This window comes from Mucilaginibacter sp. MD40 (assembly GCF_002288635.1).
In the GTDB taxonomy this organism is placed as follows: domain Bacteria; phylum Bacteroidota; class Bacteroidia; order Sphingobacteriales; family Sphingobacteriaceae; genus Mucilaginibacter.
The window spans coordinates 2578204-2598835 of record NZ_NRSW01000001.1 but is presented as its reverse complement, the minus strand read 5'-3'; the positions used below and the strand labels follow the sequence as shown (position 1 = coordinate 2598835).

Annotated in this window: 15 protein-coding genes; 10 read left to right on the top strand and 5 right to left on the bottom strand. The window is 42.7% G+C overall.

Translation table 11 applies throughout. The annotated features are described in order from the left end of the window. Positions 1 to 71: 71 nt before the first annotated feature. From CKK33_RS11705 to CKK33_RS11680, 6 genes are all read left to right on the top strand, one after another. The gene (locus CKK33_RS11705) at positions 72 to 1175 is read left to right on the top strand and encodes a hypothetical protein (protein WP_095704284.1); all 1104 of its coding nucleotides are present in this window, start codon (positions 72 to 74) and stop codon (positions 1173 to 1175) included. Between the two features lie 93 nt (positions 1176 to 1268). Continuing rightward, positions 1269 to 1733, top strand: a complete 465-nt coding sequence (locus tag CKK33_RS11700) for a RidA family protein (RefSeq protein ID WP_095704283.1) — start codon at positions 1269 to 1271, stop codon at positions 1731 to 1733. Positions 1734 to 1744: 11 nt separating this feature from the next. Beyond that, positions 1745 to 2857: a D-TA family PLP-dependent enzyme gene (locus CKK33_RS11695; protein ID WP_095704282.1), complete on the top strand. Its 1113-nt coding sequence runs from the start codon at positions 1745 to 1747 to the stop codon at positions 2855 to 2857. Between the two features lie 20 nt (positions 2858 to 2877). Continuing rightward, positions 2878 to 3948, top strand: coding sequence for a dipeptidase (locus tag CKK33_RS11690; protein WP_095704281.1), 1071 nt, complete (start codon positions 2878 to 2880; stop codon positions 3946 to 3948). Between the two features lie 8 nt (positions 3949 to 3956). Then, a complete protein-coding gene (locus CKK33_RS11685; RefSeq protein WP_095704280.1) occupies positions 3957 to 6557 on the top strand; it encodes a glucosidase in 2601 nt (866 codons plus the stop codon). 88 nt (positions 6558 to 6645) lie between these two features. Further along, positions 6646 to 7569 (top strand): sugar phosphate isomerase/epimerase, encoded by a 924-nt coding sequence (locus CKK33_RS11680; RefSeq protein ID WP_198952465.1) that lies wholly within the window; start codon positions 6646 to 6648, stop codon positions 7567 to 7569. Between the two features lie 18 nt (positions 7570 to 7587). Here CKK33_RS11680 and CKK33_RS11675 read toward each other — a convergent pair whose 3' ends face one another. The 5 genes from CKK33_RS11675 to CKK33_RS11655 all read right to left on the bottom strand — a co-directional run bounded on the left by CKK33_RS11675 (position 7588) and on the right by CKK33_RS11655 (position 13265). Beyond that, the gene (locus CKK33_RS11675) at positions 7588 to 7863 is read right to left on the bottom strand and encodes a hypothetical protein (protein WP_095704278.1); all 276 of its coding nucleotides are present in this window, start codon (positions 7861 to 7863) and stop codon (positions 7588 to 7590) included. A 33-nt stretch (positions 7864 to 7896) separates the two neighbouring features. Beyond that, entirely contained in the window at positions 7897 to 8409 is a 513-nt protein-coding gene (locus CKK33_RS11670; protein WP_095704277.1) for a DUF4251 domain-containing protein, read from the bottom strand. 174 nt (positions 8410 to 8583) lie between these two features. Further along, positions 8584 to 10467 carry a molecular chaperone HtpG gene (htpG, locus tag CKK33_RS11665; RefSeq protein ID WP_095704276.1) on the bottom strand — a complete coding sequence of 628 codons (1884 nt, stop codon included), beginning with the start codon at positions 10465 to 10467 and terminating at the stop codon, positions 8584 to 8586. A gap of 103 nt (positions 10468 to 10570) precedes the next feature. Further along, positions 10571 to 11920 (bottom strand): PAS domain-containing sensor histidine kinase, encoded by a 1350-nt coding sequence (locus CKK33_RS11660; RefSeq protein ID WP_095704275.1) that lies wholly within the window; start codon positions 11918 to 11920, stop codon positions 10571 to 10573. After that, a complete protein-coding gene (locus CKK33_RS11655) occupies positions 11910 to 13265 on the bottom strand; it encodes a sigma-54 dependent transcriptional regulator (protein ID WP_095705835.1) in 1356 nt (451 codons plus the stop codon). Before CKK33_RS11655 ends, CKK33_RS11660 begins: the two co-directional genes overlap by 11 nt. Positions 13266 to 13558: 293 nt before the next feature. Between CKK33_RS11655 and CKK33_RS11650 the strand changes: the two genes are divergently transcribed. From CKK33_RS11650 to CKK33_RS11635, 4 genes are all read left to right on the top strand, one after another. Beyond that, positions 13559 to 14812 carry an efflux RND transporter periplasmic adaptor subunit gene (locus CKK33_RS11650; RefSeq protein WP_095705834.1) on the top strand — a complete coding sequence of 418 codons (1254 nt, stop codon included), beginning with the start codon at positions 13559 to 13561 and terminating at the stop codon, positions 14810 to 14812. A 127-nt stretch (positions 14813 to 14939) separates the two neighbouring features. Next, entirely contained in the window at positions 14940 to 15617 is a 678-nt protein-coding gene (locus CKK33_RS11645; RefSeq protein WP_095704274.1) for an ABC transporter ATP-binding protein, read from the top strand. Positions 15618 to 15769: 152 nt separating this feature from the next. Then, positions 15770 to 18199, top strand: a complete 2430-nt coding sequence (locus CKK33_RS11640) for an ABC transporter permease (protein WP_095704273.1) — start codon at positions 15770 to 15772, stop codon at positions 18197 to 18199. A 27-nt stretch (positions 18200 to 18226) separates the two neighbouring features. After that, positions 18227 to 20584, top strand: coding sequence for an ABC transporter permease (locus CKK33_RS11635; protein ID WP_095704272.1), 2358 nt, complete (start codon positions 18227 to 18229; stop codon positions 20582 to 20584). Positions 20585 to 20632: the final 48 nt, after the last annotated feature.

Sequence of the window (20632 nt, the reverse complement as noted above, 5' to 3'; positions counted from 1 at the left end):
ACCAAACTTATCAAATTCATGCTACTCAATGTGGAGTAGCTTAAGTATTTATCACCTTAAAATCACAATAAATGAAATATATATTTAGCATATTAAGCTTAGCAATTATCACTTTAATTTTTACGTCGGGTAGGGTAAACGCACAGGGCTGTGTGGCTATAAGCGGCAAAGGTTCATTTTCAATAATGGAACACCCCATGCTGGATACAAACTTATCTGCAGGTTCAGAAAAAAGCTGGATTTTTACATCGTCTTACCGCTATTTCCGTTCTTTCAGGCACTTTAAAGGTACCGAAGAACAAAAGCAACGCCAGGTGCTGCATAACGAGGTAATCAACTGGCAAAACACTATTGACTTAAGCCTTACCCGTAATTTCAATCGTTTTTGGTCGGTAACAGTAGGTATACCTTATCTTATCAATACCCGCTCGTCACTTTATGAACATGGTGGTAAAGAGCGCCACAGTTCTTATTCTCATGGTTTTGGTGACGCGCGTGTGGTGGCAAGCCGTTGGTTATTTGATAGCCGTAAGGTACATAGCGGCAATTTGCAGCTCGGGTTAGGCGTTAAGCTCCCAACCGGCGACTATGGCTACAGAAGTTATTTTTATAATGTTACACCATCCAGCCGCCCGGTTGATCAGTCGATACAACTGGGTGATGGTGGTGTGGGCATCATTGCAGAGTTAAATGGCTTTTTACATTTAGGTGGTCGTTTTAATGGTTATACTAATTTGTATTACATGGCCAACCCACGTAATATAAATGGTACCCGTACCTTCCGCGAGACCTTAAGCCCAACGCTGGCTAATGAGGCTATTATGAGTGTGCCAGACCAGTACCTGGCCCGGCTGGGTGCCAGTTATACTTTAAGCGGAGCACTTAGCGCGTTAACCGTAGCCGCTGGTGCACGTTTGGAGGGTATACCTGTATACGACCTGATTGGTAAAAGTGACGGTTTCCGCCGCCCGGGATATATTTTATCTGCCGAGCCTTCTTTAAATTACAGTTTCAAAAGAGTTAACATTTTCGCCAGTGTGCCTGTAGCATTAAAAAGAAACAGGTTACAAAGTGTTACCGATAAAGAAAATTCGGCCAAAACCGGCACCTACGTAAATGGCGATGCTGCCTTTGCCGACTATTCTATCAATTTCGGCGTTTCTGTGAAGTTCTAATTAATAATGGTCATATAAAGTAAAAGCCGGGGTGGTTCCCGGCTTTTTTTGTTTATGACGTGCTTTTGATGGTAAAAATAATAGATTTACCAAATGAACTCTGCTGAAAAAAACTTTAAGGAACTCGGTTTGAGCCTTCCGCCGGCTCCAAAACCGCTTGGTGTATATAAACCCTGTTTAATTGATGGTAAATATCTTTATCTATCAGGACACGGTACAGTGCAGGACGATGGCAGTTTGATCATCGGCCGTATTGGTGATACTATTGATATAGAAAATGGTAAGCTTGCCGCACGACAAGTAGGTTTGGCTATGCTTGCAACTATACGAGAAAACTTAGGCAGCCTGGATAGGGTGAAACGTGTAATAAAAGTACTGGGTATGGTAAACTGCACGCCCGATTTTGAGCGCCACCCTTATATTATCAACGGCGCCAGCGAGTTGTTTGCTAAGGTTTGGGGCGAAGATAATGGCATAGGCGTACGCAGTGCAGTAGGTATGGGATCGCTGCCCGATAATATCCCGGTGGAGATTGAAGCATTATTTGAACTGGTTTAAACCTGCTGCATGTGAAAGAAGCCGAATGGTACACCATCAATAACGTTGATGAACTGGATACGCCTGCGCTTGTTGTGTATCCTGATAGGATAAAATATAACATTGAGCTATTGAAAAGCCTGGTTGATAATGAGGAGCGTTTGCGCCCGCATGCTAAAACCCACAAAAGTGCCGATGCTGTAGGTTTAATGATCCGCAGCGGAATTAACAAATTCAAATGCGCAACCATCTCCGAAGCGGAAATGCTGGGAATGGCTGGTGCTGAAGATGTACTATTGGCCTATCAACCAACCGGGCCAAAGCTACATCGTTTTATCGAATTGATAAAAGCTTATCCGGGCACCAGATATTCTTGTTTGATAGATAATGAGCGTTCTGCAAGTGAAATATCTCTTCAGGCGATAGCTAATCGGATTATCGTCCCGGTTTTTATTGATCTGAATGTTGGGATGAACCGCACTGGTATTAAGCCCGCAGGTGCCTTAAGATTATATCCATTTTGTAATACTTTAGCCGGCTTGTCTTTAAAAGGTTTGCATGCATATGATGGCCACATTCATGATAGTGATTTTGAAGTAAGGAGAAAGCGTTCAGAAAATACCATGCAGCCTGTTCATCAATTAATTGATGAACTACAAAAACAGGGTTTTGAAAAACCCTTGTTAATAGCGGGCGGCTCGCCAACCATGCCGGTAGTGAAAGAAATTGAAGGTGCGGAACTTAGTCCCGGTACATTCGTGTATTGGGATAAGGGATATGGCGACGCCTATCCGGAGCAGCCATTTAAACCAGCTGCTTTGCTGATTGCAAGGGTTATATCATTGCCTGAAGATGGTAAAATCTGTATCGATCTTGGTCATAAATCGGTATCTGCGGAACGCCCTTTGCATGAACGCGTATTTTTCCTGAATGCACCGGAACTGAAGTTTGTAAGTCACAGCGAAGAGCATCTGGTGGCTGATGCGGGCGTAAACCATAAGCATAATGTTGGTGATGTTTTATATGGCTTACCGTACCATGTTTGCCCGTCGGTAGCGCTTTATGAACGAGCTATTACCATCGAAAACAATCTTATTTCGGGTGAATGGAAAACGATTGCGAGAGATAGAAAGATAACCATTTAACAGGTGCTAAAATCCAGAACATGTTCACGATAGATGCCCATTTAGACCTCAGCATGAATGCCCTGGAATGGAACAGGGATCTAACGCAGCCGGTCGCCGCTATTAATGCCCGTGAGGAAGGTTTAACCGATAAGCCCGACCGGGCTAAAGCCGTTGTTGCTTTGCCCGAACTGAGAAAAGGTAATATCGGTTTGGTGGTAGCAACACAAATTGGTAGATACGTGGCACCAGATAATCATTTGCCCGGATGGCACTCGCCCCAACAGGCATGGGCGCAAACGCAGGGGCAACTGGCATGGTACAAAGCCATGGAAGACGCTGGCGAAATGGCACAGATAAAAAATCTAACTTCATTAGAATCTCATGTGTCGCTGTGGCAGAATGATCATAACAACGTTGACAAACCTATAGGTTATATCTTAAGTTTAGAAGGGGCGGATTCGCTTATTGATATTTCTTACCTGCAAATCGCTTACGATTATGGTCTACGGGCATTAGGTCCTGCCCATTATGGCCCGGGCCGGTATGCTAATGGTACCGATGCAACAGGTAAGATGAACAAAAACGGCCTGCAACTACTAAAAGAAATGGAACGGCTAAACATTATCCTGGATGCTACTCATTTATGTGATGATGCCTTTTGGCAGGCACTGGACAATTTTGGCGGACATGTTTGGGCGAGTCACAACAATTGCCGTGCGCTGGTTAACCATAACCGCCAGTATAGCGATGAGATGATAAAGGCATTGATAAATCGAGGCGCTGTAATAGGTGCCGCTTTAGATGCCTGGATGATGGTACCTGGGTGGATTAGGGGACAATCAGACCCCAAACAAATGAATTGCAATTTAGAAGTGATGGCCAACCATATAGACCATATTTGTCAGCTGGCCGGTAACGCTTTGCATGTAGGCATGGGTACCGATCTGGACGGAGCCTTTGGCAGGGAACAATGCCCCTATGATCTGGAAACCATAGCAGACCTGCAAAAAGTGCCCAATATTTTATTAAAAAGAGGATACAGCCAAACCGATATTGAAAATATGATGAATGGTAACTGGCTGCGTTTTTTACGTAATGCCTGGAAATAATTATCCATATGGGTGCAGAAGCCGACAGATTAAAAACAACAGGATGGAAACGTTGGGGACCTTATGTAAGCGATCGCCAATGGGGCACCGTACGTGAAGATTACAGCGCTAATGGCGATGCATGGAACTATATTACCCATGATATGGCCCGTAGCAAAGCATTCCGCTGGGGAGAAGAAGGTATAGCCGGTATATGTGATATAAAGCAGTTACTTTGCTTTTCAGTAGCGTTCTGGAACAAGCAGGATCATATTATTAAAGAACGTTTTTTTGGATTGAGCAACGCCGAAGGTAACCACGGTGAGGATGTAAAGGAGCTTTATTATTACCTGGATAATGCGCCTACGCATTCATATATGAAAATGCTGTATAAATACCCACAGCAGCCTTTTCCTTATGATCAACTGGTGGCAGAGAACCGTAAACGAGATCGTAATCAACCTGAATACGAGCTGATGGATACGGGCGTTTTCAATAACGATGAATACTTCGATCTCCAGATAGAATATGCAAAAGGGGGGACTGATGACATCCTGATAAAAATAACCGTTACTAACCGGGCAGAACAAGCGGCAAAGCTAAACGTACTGCCAACTATTTGGTTCCGCAACACATGGGATTGGGGATACAGTAATTACAAGCCACAACTGAGTGATAACAACGGCAACATACATATTGAGCATCAAGACCTTGATGTTAAATATCTTTTAGCCGAAGGAGGCCCAGAAACGCTTTTTTGCGAGAATGAAACCAACTCTATACGTTTTGGTGGGACAGCAGGCGAACAAGCCTATTATAAAGATGGTATAAACGATTATATAGTTAATCAGGCAGGCACTGTCAACATATCAAAAACAGGAACCCGCGCGGCTTGTAATTACGATATTGAAGTCGCCGCTGGGGAAAGCAAAGTGATAAGACTAAGGTTAACGGAGGACGCAGGCGCTAACTTTACAGATTTTGACAACATTTTTGCTGCACGCCAGGCTGAAGCTGATGAATTTTATAACGATTTACTGCCTGCCAATAACGCGCCCGAAAAAGCGATGATCAGGCGGCAGGCTTACGCCGGCCTGCTTTGGAACAAGCAATTTTATTACTATGATGTTCACCAATGGCTAAAGGGCGACCCGGGAGAGCCTGCGCCCCCGTCAAGTCGTTTGCATGCGCGTAACAGTAAATGGCAGCACTTTAATAACCGTGGCGATATTATTTCTATGCCCGATAAATGGGAATACCCCTGGTTTGCCGCCTGGGACCTGGCATTCCATTGTATAGCTCTGGCAGGCATTGATATGGCTTTTGCCAAAAATCAACTCAATTTATTGATACGTGATTGGTATATGCATCCTAACGGCCAATTACCTGCTTATGAATGGGATTTTAGCGATGCTAACCCACCAGTACATGCCATGGCCGCATGGAAAATATATCAGCAGGATAAACAAGCTAACAATGGAGTGGGTGATACCTTTTTCCTGGAGCGTATTTTTCATAAACTGATGCTCAACTTTACCTGGTGGGTTAACCGTAAAGACGAGGCTGGCAATAATATTTTTGAAGGCGGCTTTTTGGGCATGGACAATATTGGCGTGTTTGACCGCAACACTAAATTTGCCAACGGAGCACATCTGGAGCAAGTTGATGGCACCAGTTGGATGGCCATGTATTCGCTTAACCTGATGGGGATGGCCGCAGAACTGGCGCAAGCCAATAAAGCTTATCGTGACATAGCTTCTAAATACTTTGAGCATTTCATCTACATTGCCGAAGCCATGTCCAGCATGGGCGAGGGCGGGCAGGAAGGCTTATGGGATGAAGGTGATAACTTTTTTTACGACCAGCTGCGCATGCCCGATCATACCGCTATAAAAATGCGTATCCGCAGTATGGTGGGCCTTATACCCTTGTTCGCTACCGAAATACTTAATGATATTGACATCGACGAAAACCCCATATTTCGTAACAGACTTGACTGGTTCAAGAACAACCGGCCCGATCTTGCCGCGCTGGTGTCCCGCTGGGATGAGCGTAGCCCTAACGGTAAGCACTTAATTAGTTTACTTCGGGGGCACCGTATGAAGGGTTTGTTAAGCTACATGCTTGATGAAAAAGAGTTTTTGAGTCCGTACGGTATTCGGTCGCTTTCCAAGTATCATTTGGAGCATCCGTTTTCTGTAACTCTCGATGGCAATACTTCGAGTATAAGATATACGCCCGGTGATAGCGACGGACCTATGTTTGGGGGGAACAGCAATTGGCGGGGACCGGTTTGGATACCGCTTAATTACCTCATTATCCAAAGCCTGAACGATTATTATGAGTATTATGGTAATGATCTCCAGGTAGAATGCCCCATTGGGTCGGGTAAGATGATGAACCTTAAAGAAGTAGCCAATGAGATTTATGCCCGTATATCTAAATTATTTTTAGTTGATGAGCGTGGATACAGGCCCGCTAACGGAACCGACCAGAAGGTGCAGACTGATCCGAATTTCAAAAACCACATCCTTTTTTATGAATTTTTCGATGGTGATACCGGTCGGGGCTTAGGGGCATCGCACCAAACCGGCTGGACAGGTTTGATCGCCGATTGCTTATATCATTAAATTAATTGTGTTAAGCAGACACAATTAATTTTTTACTCTCATTTTATTGATTTAGCTTTATATAACCAATATAAACTAAATACCATAAATGATGAGTTTAAACAGACGCAGTTTTTTACAAAGCGCGGGTACACTTGCGCTTAGCAGTGCCATATTATCCGGAAAGGCGGCAGCATACTTACTAAAGCACCCTGTTGGTGTACAGCTATTTACTTTCTTTAACGTGATTGACGCCGACGTTAAGGGCACACTTACCAAAATTAAGTCGGCAGGTTACAGCGAACTGGAATCAGCATTCAGCAAAAAGGGCGGTTACTATGGCATGAAGCCCAAAGAATTTAAGGTTATGGCGAATGATCTGGGCCTGGTTTGGAAATCGCATCATGTGTTGGGTGCCCCGTTTAAATTACCCGCCGGAGCCAAAATGCCAACTACTCCCGATGGTAAGCCAATGGTAATACCTAAAATGGCCAATCTTACCGATAATATGCAGCGACTGGTTGATGAAGCGGCCGAAGGCGGGGTAAAATACCTGGTATGTGCCAACATCCCTACAGGTACTATAGAAGAGGTTAACCAGGCCATAATCGTGTTAAACAAGACCGGAGAGGCGGCAGCTAAGGCTGGGCTCACTTTCGCCTACCATAACCATGACATGGAGTTTAAGCCCGTTGGTGATAAGGTACCGTATGATCTATTGTTATCAGAGACTGACCCGAAAAAGGTAAAAATGGAACTGGATCTTGCCTGGGCAATGAAGGCTGGCAAAGACCCGGTTGAAATGTTTAAAGCTCACCCTAGCCGTTTCCCGCTTTGGCACGTAAAAGATCTGGATGCCAGCAGAGAGAATATTATACCGGTAGGCAGTGGCACGCTTGACTTTAAACCAGTTTTCGCGGCTGCGTCTATAGCAGGGATGAAAAGCTTTTTTGTAGAGCACGATATGCCTCAGGATCCTTTTGCAAGCATCAATAACAGTATGCAATACCTAAAGAAAAATATTAATATTTAATACGAAATTTGTACAGGTTTAACGCAGGTAAGCCTGTACAAATTCATCATTACTTATAGCGCTTACAAGGGCGTTAACTAATGGTTTCTGGGTAGCGTTGTTATCTAAACCGGTAGCATAATCTTCCAGTATATCTAAGTACTCAACGGCTTCCTGTTCATCTTCAAAAAGTAATATCACGTCACCATTTACTTCTGTATCGGTGCCATTAGCCGGAAGGGGGATATTGTATTGTTCAAAGGCTGCATAGGTAAAAGCAGGTTCGCCATTTTGTGGTATATCAATCCTCAACATAATCTTTAATTTATATAGATAACAACAGGGCCTTTAACTTTTAGTTTTCGCCCGCTCTTTAACATTTCCCTGAAAACTTATCTGCTGCCTGTTCACGCTGATGACCGATAAACTTGCATAACCACCAGGATATGCCTCCAGAAACATTTGCGTTAAATTGGTAACGTCTTTTGGTTTAATAATGATACGGTAACCGCCTTTTTTAAGATTCTGTACCTGGTAATCAAATTTTGTAGAGGTAAATTTAATACCGTTATCGCTGCTGCTGTAGCCGGTACTCATATAGGCTACACCAAAATAAGGCAAAAAAGAGGTAACCGTATCACGTGTAATAGTTACATCATACGGCGAGGTAAGGTAGATCTGCCCGCCACCCATTGGGGACATGTACGTAGCCTGGAATACGAAATTTCGCGACTCTATTAGTTGTCTTAATTTCTCGGCTTTTTCATCTTGTTTTTGTTGTTTGGTGGTTTGTGCCCGGCCGGGTAATGCTATTACGGATGTAATAAGTATTACCATGAGTGTTCTTATTAAGCTTTTCATTTTTAATTATTTATGGGTTTGTAAACAGGTTATTCTATTGACAAAATTGCACATGGCAGGTTTAAATAATGAGCTTATCTTTTATAACAAGATGCAGGCCGAAATGATATTCCATAAATTTATTAAAAAAAAAGCCACCCTTGTTAGGTGGCTATAATATTGAGTAATAAAAATTTATATAAGGTTAACGCTGCGGTTTACAAACTCGGTCAGTTCCGCACCGGTTAGCAAGCCCTGAGATAGCAAGGCCAAATCAAATGCTTGTTTAGCCAATTGTGCTTGTTCGTCAGCATTTTCGTTATTTAGTATACGGCTGATTAGTTTGTGGTTACCATTTACAATAACCTTATAGTTATCGGGCATGCTGCCGTAGAAGCCCATGCCGCCACCCATGGCTGCCATATCTTTCATGCGGCGCATAAACTCATCCATGGTAACGGTAACCGGTAATTCATCAGGATGCAGGCTCTCCAGTTCAACACGGTAAGCCGGTTTGTTAATAGCCTTATCAAAAATTTCTTTTACTTGTTTGGTCTGCTCTTCAGTCAGCACGTGTTCAGGTGCGTCATCTTTTTTAATGAGCTTATCAGCAACATCGGCATCAACACGTTTAAGTGAAGTTTTCTCCAATTTATGCTCCAACTGACTAATGAAGTGGTTGTCGATAGGAGAGTTCATCAGCAATACATCATAGCCTTTTTTATTGGCTGATTGTATGAACGAATCCTGCTTATCAGCATCGTTGGTGTACAAATATATTAACTGGCCATCTTTGTCAGTCTGTGTGCCTTCAACCTTTTCCTTGTATTCAGTAAGCGTAAAGTTCTCTTTGGCTGTGTTGGTTAGCAGGACAAAATCTTTTGCCTTGTCATAAAACTTTTCGTCGCTAATAGCGCCGTATTTTACAAACAGGCCGATATCGCTCCATTTATCTTCGTAAGCTTTGCGATCATTTTTGAAAAGGTCGCCCAGTTTATCAGCTACTTTTTTGGTGATGTAACTGTTGATCTTTTTCACGTTGCTATCGGCCTGCAAGAAGCTACGGGATACGTTCAGCGGAATATCCGGTGAATCGATAACACCATGCAGCAACATCAGGAATTCAGGAACAATGTCTTTTACTTCTTCAGTGATGAACACCTGGCGTGAGAACAATTTGATCTTATTCTTCTGGAATTCGAAATCGTTTTTCACTTTTGGGAAGTATAGCACACCAGTGAGGTTAAACGGATAGTCTACATTTAAGTGTATCCAGAATAATGGGTCTTCGCTGAATGGATAAAGCTCTTTGTAGAACTTAAGGTAATCTTCATCCTTTAATTCGTTGGGAGATTTTGTCCAGATAGGATTGGTATCATTAATGATATTGTCTTCCTCAACGGTTTTGTACTTAGTTTTACCCTCCTCGTCAACACCGTCCTCAATGCTATCTTCTTTAGTGCCAAACTTAATAGGTACAGGTAAAAACTTGCAGTACTTATCCAATATCTCCTGCAATTTATACTTGCTTAAAAACTCTTCAGACTCAGCATTAATATGCAGGGTGATCTCGGTACCACGTTCGGCCAGGCTGCCTTCGCTTATTTCAAACTCGGTGCTGCCATCGCATACCCAATGGGCAGGAGTGGCGCCATCCTGGTAGCTTAAGGTTTCGATCTCCACCTTGTCTGCCACCATAAATGCCGAGTAGAAGCCCAAACCAAAACGACCAATGATCTCATTGGCATCCTTGGCTTCTTTAAATTTCTCCATAAACTCAGTAGCGCCCGAGAATGCGATCTGGTTAATGTATTTTTTGATCTCTTCGGCCGTCATACCAATACCGTTATCAGATATGGTAATGGTCTTTTTGTCGGCATCAAAAGCAACCTCAACGCACAGATCGCCAAGCTCGCCGTTGTATTGGCCTAATGAAGCCAGGCGTTTTATTTTTTGTGTTGCATCAACAGCGTTTGATACCAGTTCGCGCAGAAATATCTCGGTATCAGAATATAAGAATTTTTTAATGATGGGAAAAATGTTCTCGGTGTGTATCGAGATGGTTCCTTTTTCTTGCATTGTATTGAGTGATTTTAGTTTGATTAACGTTTACATCAACCCAATATCAATGCTTGTTCCAAAGGATTATAATTGCCAAATTGGCAGATAGGAAATTATTTAATTACACCGGGAAAGTCATAATAAACGCCGAACCTTTACCTTCGGTTGATTGTACCTGGATATTGCCTTTATGCAACAGCATAATCTGCTTGCATAAGCTTAAACCAATACCGCTTCCGGTTTTGCGGGTACTAAAAAAGGGAATAAATATCTTATCCAATAACTCGGGTGGCATACCTACGCCGTTATCAACCACTTTAAGCAGTAACTTACCACTTTGTTGTTCAGCCTGAAGAATTATCTGTGGTTCTTCCCGGTCTTTTACCGCTTCAATAGCGTTTACCAGCAGATTGATCAACACCTGGTCAAGCAGGTTAATGTCGGCCTCAATGGTTAATGCCGGGTCTCGGAGAATGATGTCCAGTTCAATGTTCTTTTTTTCCAGTGTGGGCGTCATGAGGCTGTTGAGGTTCTCAAACATATCCCGCACCATAACCCGGTTAAGATCAAGCTTGGTGATCTTATTAAGGCTGCGATAGCTTTCTGTGAATTTGAGCAATCCCTCGCTGCGCCGTTTAATGGTATCAATACCCAATTCTATGTCTTCCAGATCTACGTTTTGCAAATTATCGGTAATATCCGGCGCCTGCAGGCGGTTTTTAAGTGTATCGGCAAGTGATGATATGGGTGCAACAGAATTCATGATCTCATGCGTCATCACATTCAACAATTTCGACCAGGCTTTTGATTCAGTTTCATCCAGAGCTTCGCTTACATTCTGAAAGGCAATGAGCTTGTTCAGTTTATCTTCGCTGCGCATGATACTGGCGGTCACCAGCATTTTTACCTGCTGCTGCTCGCGTGTAATGGTCATTACTTTGGCTTCGCCGGGTTTCAGGTTAATCACATCAGCATATAAAATCGGTTCGCGCTTCTCCAGTGAATGGATAGATTTTAAATAGGGTATGCCTACCAGGTTCTTGAATGATTCATTAATCCAGCCAATTTCGCCAGTTTCCTGCTCATAACTGATAATGCCGGTATCAACCAGTTCCAGTATTTTTTGGAGATAATGATATTGTGTTTCGCGTTCGCGGCTGATTACTTTAAAGGTGCTGTTAATGTCATTAAAACCTTTACGCAAGGGCTTAAGCTCATTCGGTGCTTTACGCACATCAAAATGCCGCGAAAAATCACGATAATGTATTGACTCTACAAACTGGTTTACTTCGTCCTGCGCCTTTTTATTAAAGCGTATCAGGTCAAGCAACGAATAGGTGAGCATGGGTACGGTAATTACCAGGAACAAATACTGCCGCAACACAAATATCACTAAGACAGTAGCTGTTACCGCCGCAAATAATAATAACACACGCAGCACAAGCCGCCACTCATAACGGTTAAATATCATACTTGCTTAATCTGCGGTAAAGGGCGGTGCGGGTTAAACCAAGCTCTTTGGCTGCACGCGTTATATTGCCGTTATGCTTATCAATCACACGTAATATGGCGTTTTTTTCCAGCGTGCTTAACTGGATATTGTCCTCATCGATCATATTTTCAGCAGGCGCTTCCAGTACAGAGAATATAAGGTCGTCTGGTTTTAACAGGTGATCGTCGGCCATAATTACAGCTCTCTCAATGGTATATTGCAGTTCGCGCACGTTCCCTGGATAGCTATAGCTGCGTAGTTTATTGAGCGCATAATTGTCAAAATCTACCGCAGGTTTCATATACTTAGTGCTGTACATTTTAGCAAAGTGCCTTGCCAAAACCACTATATCCTCGGCGCGCTTGCGCAGCGGCGGCATATTAATTTCAACCGTATTGATACGATATATCAAATCTTTTCTGAACTTATTTTCATTTGCCAGTTCTTGCAAGGGCACGTTGGTAGCACATATTAACCGTATATTAATATCAATGGGCTTATTGGTACCCAGCCTGGTTACCTGACGGTTTTGTAATACGGTAAGCAACTTCGCCTGCTGCTGCAGGCTGATGTTACCAATTTCATCTAAAAAAAGCGTTCCGCCTTCGGCTTCCTCAAACCGGCCTATACGGTCTTCCCGCGCATCAGTAAAAGCGCCCTTTTTGTGGCCAAACAACTCACTCTCGAAAAGCGAGTCTGTTAAGGCGCCAACGTCCACCTTTACAAAGGGTTTGTTGGCCCTTAAAGAGCGCTCGTGTATAGCTTTTGCCATAAGGTCTTTACCGGTACCATTTTCACCAAGGATAAGGATATTGGCATCAGTAGGGGCTATTTTATTTACCTTATGAAAAATGTCTTCCATCACCTCCGATTCGCCAAGGATAGAAGTTTGGCCGGTGTTGCTTTTGGCAGATTTAGATGCTTTTGGCCCACATTCTTTTTTATCCAGCAGGTCGGTAATAGTATCTATCAGTTTTTCGTTGTGCCACGGTTTCACTACAAAATCGTTAGCGCCTTCCTTAAGTGACCGTACAGCCAGGTCAATATCCCCATACGCGGTGATCATGATCACGCATACATTCGGCTTCCATTCTTTTATCTTGCGCAGCCAATATATGCCCTCGTTACCGGTATTTATGGCGCTGTTGAAGTTCATGTCAAGCAGCACCAGGTCAATATTGTTCTTCTGCAATAACCAGTTCAGGTTTTCGGGATTTTTCTCGGTGATGATCTCCTGGGTAAGCGGTTTTAGCAGCAGCTTAACCGCGGTAAGCACATCCGGGTCGTCGTCAACAATAAGTACGTTGGCTTTTTTTAATATCATATAAGCGCAGGTGATAGTTTTTGGGTGCAGCGTATTAAAATACACCCTTGCAATTTAGCTTTTTAACACAAAATATCGTACCATTCAGCTTATATTGATTAATTATGCTGATAATCAACAAGCAAACGGTTTTAATAAAAATAAGGCCGAAAATTCACTGTATCATAACCGAACACTCCCTGTAACAGAAGCGTACGGTAAATAATAAAAAAATACTCGCAACTTACTGTTAAACAGGTATTTAATTTGTGGCATATGTTTTTGTATCTGTATGCCAAACATATACTAATAACGTGGACAGAGTTATACAAAAAAAGAAATGGAGCAATAAACGCCTGATGACCATAGCCGGTGTAACAGGAGTGGTGGTTTTAGTTGCCGGAAGCATATTTTTTACATCAGGTAAAAGCAAATTAAATGTTGATACAGAGCGTATTACCGTAAGTGAAATAAAGAAGGGCCCGTTTCAGGAATTTATACCGGTTAATGGCGTGGTAATGCCGTTAACAACCATATATCTTGATGCCGTAGAAGGCGGACAGGTGGAAGAAAAATATGTTGAAGACGGTGCGATGCTCAAAAAGGGTGACCCAATACTCAAACTTTCCAACATTGATGAGGAACTGAGCCTTGCTTCGCAGGAGTCGGCAGTATTTGGCGAGCAAACACAAATGCAGATAGCGCATAACAACGCGCAGCAGAATACCGTAAGCAAGCTTAACCAAATGGCTGATGTTGATAACGCTTTTAAAGAAGCTGAACGTGTTTACCTGCTGGATAAAAGCCTTTATGAACAAAAGGCCATAGGCCTGCAGGAATACCAGGCGGCTAAAAATAACTATGATTACCAGGTACGCCGCAAACGTTTAACCACACAGATTCTCAAGCAGGATACCGCGTTGACCAGGCAGCAGGAGCAACAGGCGCAAGAGCATTACGCTCAAATGAAAAACGCGCTAACCCTGATGCGTAAAAAGGTAGGCAGTTTAACCTTGCGTGCACCTATTGATGGCCAGTTAACCTCAATGGATGCCGAAGTTGGGCAGAACAAGAATAAGGGTGAACACCTTGGCCAAATAGACGCGCAAAACGGATTTAAAGTACGGGTTGATATTGAGGAGCACTATCTCTCACGGATATATAATGGTTTGATGGGCGATTTCGTGTTTGCTGATAAAACTTATAAATTAACCATAAAGAAGGTTTATACGCAGGTTACCAACGGCCGTTTCCAGGTAGATATGCAATTTGTAGGCGCCGTTCCTAAAGGAATACGTAAAGGCCAGACTTTACAGATACGCCTTGCGCTTAGTGACGAAACTACCGCATTACTGGTTCCAAAAGGTGGCTTTTACCAGCAAACAGGTGGTAACTGGATATTTAAAGTAAGCGAAGATGGTAAAACGGCTTATAAAACCGACATACAAATAGGCCGTCAAAACCCGGATTATTATGAGGTGCTGCAAGGATTAAAACCAGGCGATAAGGTAATTACCTCAAGCTACGAAAGTTATGGGGATATACAGGAACTCGTATTAAAACAATAGCAACAGACTTGCAACACATAGGCGGTTAACCGCGTCTATATAATTAGAAACTAAAAAGTAAAAAACATAAATCACAATTAACAACAAGCCCTCCTCGCGTAAAAGCAGGAGGGTTTAAGGAGGCCAAATGATAAAAATTACTAATCTTGAAAAATTCTATCGCACCGAAGAGGTAGAAACCATCGCCTTAAACAAACTCTCTATGCATGTTGATACCGGCGAGTTTGTAGCCATCATGGGCCCATCGGGCTGTGGTAAATCAACCTTGCTGAATATATTGGGTATGCTGGACGACCCGGATGAGGGCAGCTATGTATTCAATGGAATAGAGGTAGCGCATTTTAATGAGCGCAAGCGTGCCGATCTGCGTAAACATAACATAGGTTTTGTATTCCAGAGCTTTAACCTTATTGATGAGTTAACTGTATTTGAAAACGTTGAACTTCCTTTGATATATACTGGTGTAAGCGCCTCAGAACGCGTGAAAAGGGTAGAAGAGGTGTTGGATAAAATGCAGATCATGCACCGCCGTAACCACTACCCACAGCAGTTATCGGGTGGTCAGCAACAACGTGTGGCCATTGCGCGCGCGGTTGTAAATAAACCAAAACTCATCCTTGCGGATGAGCCCACCGGTAACCTGGACAGCAGTAACGGTAACGATGTAATGGAACTTTTAACAGACCTTAACGAGCAGGGTACTACCATTATCATGGTAACGCACTCGGAACATGATGCCCGTTACAGCCACCGTATTATCCGTTTATTAGACGGACAAACCGTAATGGAAAACATTATGGTTTAAACCAGCCATTCCTTTAGTTTATTATAGTTAAGTGTGCCTCCCGCCCAAAACCTCCGTTATCTTTTCCCCCCGCTGATGACGGAGGCGCTGGGTTGGTTTACCTTTCTAACTTAAACCCGATCCTATTTTCACCTATACAAAACATCACAGTCATGCTTAAAAACTACCTAAAAACCGCCATCAGGAGCCTCAATAAAAACAAGGGTTTCACCACAATAAACCTTTTAGGTCTTACGCTGGGTTTAACATCCTGCCTCATGATCGTTCTTTACGTGGTTGATGAGCTTAGCTATGATAAGTACAACGTAAACCACGAACGCATTTTTCGGGTTAATGCAGAGCTTAAATTGGGCGACAACCAGGCTTCATATGCGGTTTGTATGCCGCCGCTGGCAAAAACTTTGAAGGCAGAGTATCCTTTTATTACCCAATCAGCCAGAATTAAACCCGCTGGTACCACTCATGTTAAAAAGGGAAACCTAACCATAGTAGAAAACCGTATTGCCTTTGCAGACCCGGGGGTGTTTCCCATATTCACATTGCCTGCCATTAGCGGCGATATTCAAACGGCGTTAAAAGACCCTCAAACAGTCGTATTAACTGAATCAACCGCAAAAAAATACTTCAATACAACCGATGCCGTAGGCAAAACCATCGTTTTTAACGATAAGGATAACTTTAAGGTAACCGGTGTAATAAAAGACATCCCACAGCAATCGCATTTTAACTTTGACTTTTTTGTGTCAATGGAATCATTGCCTGAGAGCCGTGCAAATAAATGGTTGGAAAATAATTACAACACGTACGTTTTACTAAAAGATAAAAAAGACGCGAAGACCCTGCAGGCAAGTTTACCAACATTCTTAAGGAAGTTTAGCGGTCAGGAAATGCAAGCTGACCTGGGTATGAGTTATGATCAGTTTGAAAAAAGTGGCAGCTATTTCAGACTAAACCTATCACCGCTCGACGATATACATCTTAGATCAGCCCGTATTGGCGAACTGTCACCTAATGGTTCTGCTCAATATGTTTATATATTTTCGGCCATCGCTATTTTTATTTTGCTGATAGCATGTGTAAACTTCATGAATTTAAGCACCGCCCGCTCGGCCAATAGGGCGCGGGAAGTAGGGGTACGCAAAGTTTTAGGATCTTCCCGCAAGCACTTGATCTTTCAGTTCCTTTCCGAGTCCATGCTGGTTACCTTGCTTGCAACCGCTGCGGCCTTTGTTGCAGCCATTATTTTACTGCCCTGGTTTAACCAGTTGGCGGGGAAAGATATCGTTCTAACTGTGCCAACCCTTCTGTGGTTAATACCGATTTTGTTTGTTGTAGTAATTATGGTAGGGGCCCTGGCTGGTTCTTATCCTGCATTTTATTTATCGGCTTTCCAACCCATAGCGGTATTAAAGGGCAAGCTTTCTGCCGGGTTTAAAAGCAGTGTGCTGCGCAATTTCCTGGTTGTTTTTCAATTTTCTATATCTATTTTCCTGATCATCGGTACGCTGGTTATATACAATCAGCTTAATTTTATACAAACCAAAAACCTGGGTTATAACCGTAACCAGGTATTGGTTATACAAAATGCTTTTGAGCTGAATGGTGAGGCCAGGACATTTAAGCAGGAGTTATCCCGTTTACCCGGTGTGGTCAATTCAACCATGACAGGCTTTTTACCTACCTCCGGATGGGGCAATACACGCATATTTTTTAAGGATGCTACCCTGAACCAACGTGAATCATTATTTCCTCAAACCTGGGAGGTAGATGCGGATTGGATACCAACCCTCGGAATGAAGATGGCTGCCGGTCGTAACTTTTCAAGAGAAATGCAAACAGATTCATCAGCTGTGATCATTAACGAGTCAGCCGCGAAATTCCTTGGATTTAAAGATGCAGGCGATCAAACGCTATACCAATCATTAGGTGGTAAAACAGAGTTAGCCAATACCATAAAATATCATGTAATAGGGATAGTAAAAGATTTCAACTTCAGGTCGCTGCGAGAAAAGGTTGAACCTATGGTGCTAAAACTCGGTAAAAACAACGGAGCTGTGAGCGTAAAGGTAAATACGGCTAACCTGCCTGCTCTAATGAGCCAGGTAAAAAACGTATGGTCAAAATTTTCACCAAGCCTGCAGATAAACTATTCATTCATGGATCAGGATTTTGATGCCATTTACCGTAGCGAGCAACGTATCGGAAAAATCTTTGTCATATTCACAGTGCTGGCTATCATCGTAGCATGTATGGGCCTGTTTGGTCTGGCTGCTTACGCTGCAGAACAACGCACCAAAGAAATTGGTATCCGTAAGGTTTTAGGTGCCGATATTACTTCAATAGTGGCTATGTTATCAAAAGATTTTGTGAAGCTGGTATTGCTGGCAGTTTTAGTGGCCGCGCCACTTGGCTGGTATCTTATGAATAAATGGCTGCAGGATTTTGCTTACCGCATACATATACAATGGTGGGTAATAGCCGTGGCGGGTTTTACGGCGCTGCTGATAGCCTTTGTTACCATCAGCTTTCAATCGGTTAAGGCTGCTATGCTAAACCCTGTTAACAGCCTAAAGGACGAGTAATTTAAGAATTAAATAAACCGGACCATCATGTTTAAGAACTACTTAAAGATCACCTGGCGTAATCTTGTTAAAAATAAAAGCTTTACAGCCATCAATATCGCAGGCCTGGCCATAGGTATGGCCAGCGCGGCCCTTATATTGTTTTGGGTACAAAACGAGGTAAGCTACGATCGTTTTCACGAAAAGAAGTATAGGTTATATACCATGTATAACCAATCTAAATTCGATGGAAAATTATGGTCATGGAATACTACACCAAAACCAATGATGAAAGCCCTGAAGCAGGATTATCCGCAGGTTGATGAAGCCTCACGTAATACCGCGGGCAGCTTTTTGTTTAGCGTTGGTGATAAGCGCCTCAACCTGCAAGGGAATTTTGTTGACCCTGACTTTCTGACCATGTTTAGCTTTCCGCTGCTGAAAGGTGATAGCCATACCGCGCTGAACGATATGAAAAATATTGTACTCACCGAAAAAACGGCAAAAGCGCTTTTTGGTAACGAGGAGGCGTACGGAAAAACTATTAAGATTGACAGTGTAGATTATTTTACCGTAACCGGTATAATGAAGGACCTGCCCAATAACACCCGTTTTAAATTTGGCTATCTGATGCCCTGGAAATATTGGGAAAAAACCAATGGTGGCGAGGAAAAGAACTGGGGCAATAATTCGGTGCAAACGTACATAACGCTTAAGCCCGGGATAACAGAGGCATTTTTTAATGCAAGGGTAAAAGATATTACCCGTTCGCATTCGGATATTAAGGATATTGATGTATTTGTACACCCTGCGAGTAAATGGCGCTTATACTCAAAATTCGAAGAAGGCAAACAAGTAGGCGGTAAAATTGAAACGGTTAAACTGTTTAGCATCATAGCAGGATTTATTTTATTGATCGCCTGTATCAATTTCATGAATCTAAGCACGGCCCGTAGTGAAAAGCGTGCTAAAGAGGTGGGTATCCGCAAAGTTGTTGGCGCGGGTAAATCAAGCCTTATAGCGCAATTTATGGGCGAATCGCTGCTTATCGCATTGTTTGCCGGCATAATAGCACTGATAATTATTATTCTTTCATTACCGGCATTTAATAACCTTACGCAGAAACAGTTATTTGTACCTTATTCATCTGTATCATTTTGGTTAATTGTATTAGGCTTCATTGTATTTACCGGCTTGGTGGCGGGTAGCTATCCGGCATTATACTTATCGTCTTTTGCACCGGTAAAAGTTTTAAAGGGAACGTTTAAGGCCGCAAATGCCGCTATTTCGCCTCGTAAAGTATTGGTGGTAACTCAGTTCACCTTTGCAATAGTACTTATTATCTGTACTATTATTGTTAAAGAGCAGCTTGATTACGCACAGAATCGCGATACCGGGTACGCCCGCAATAATCTGGTCTATACCACAATGTCTGGTGATATGAGTAAGAATTATCGACTCATCCGCAACGAACTACTTAGCAGCGGCGCGGCCACCGCAGTAACTAAGACCAGCGCACCAATAACAGAGGGGTGGAGCGATACCTGGGGTTTTAGCTGGGATGGAAAGCAGGAAACGTCGAAAATTGATTTTAATATTTTTAATACCGACGGCAGTTTTACCAAAACAATGGGCTTGAAGATCATTGATGGCCGCGATATTGATATCACTAAATACCCAAGCGATTCAAGCGCAATTATGCTGAATGAAGCAGCGGTGAAGGTAATGGGCTTTAAACACCCAGTAGGACAGGTGGTACGTAATGGTAACTCCAAGTACATTGTAGTGGGAGTGGTGAAAGATTTCATACTACAATCACCCTACGAGCCGGTAAAACAAATGATCATTCAGGGGCCATCATCCTGGTTCAATGTGATACATTTTAAATTAAATGATAAACTGAGTACTGCTCAAAGCCTGAAACTGGCCGAATCTGTATTTAAAAAGTATAATTCAGAATATCCTTTTGAATACCACTTTGTTGACGAGGAATACGGCCTTAAATTTCAGGATGAACAACGGATGGGTACGCTTGCGTCGTTATTTGCAGGGCTAACCATATTTATATCGTGCCTTGGTTTGTTTGGCCTGGCTACTTATATGGCCCAAAACCGCATTAAAGAGATAGGGGTACGTAAGGTGCTTGGTGCTTCGGTTATTGGTGTAGCATCTATGCTTTCAAAAGACTTTCTAAAGTTGGTTGGCGTAGCTTTTGCCATATCAGTTCCTTTGGCCTGGTACTTTATGGATCAATGGTTAACCAAGTATTCCTACCATGTTGAAATTAGCGTATGGGTGTTTATCGTTGCAGCTATCATTACTACAGTCATCTCTATTTTAACAGTTAGTTCGCAAGCTGTAAAAGCCGCTTTAACTAATCCGGTTAAAAGTTTACGTAGCGAATAAGAATCAGAAGTTAGCCTTTACAACAGGCTGCATTTTATGAATTTCTAA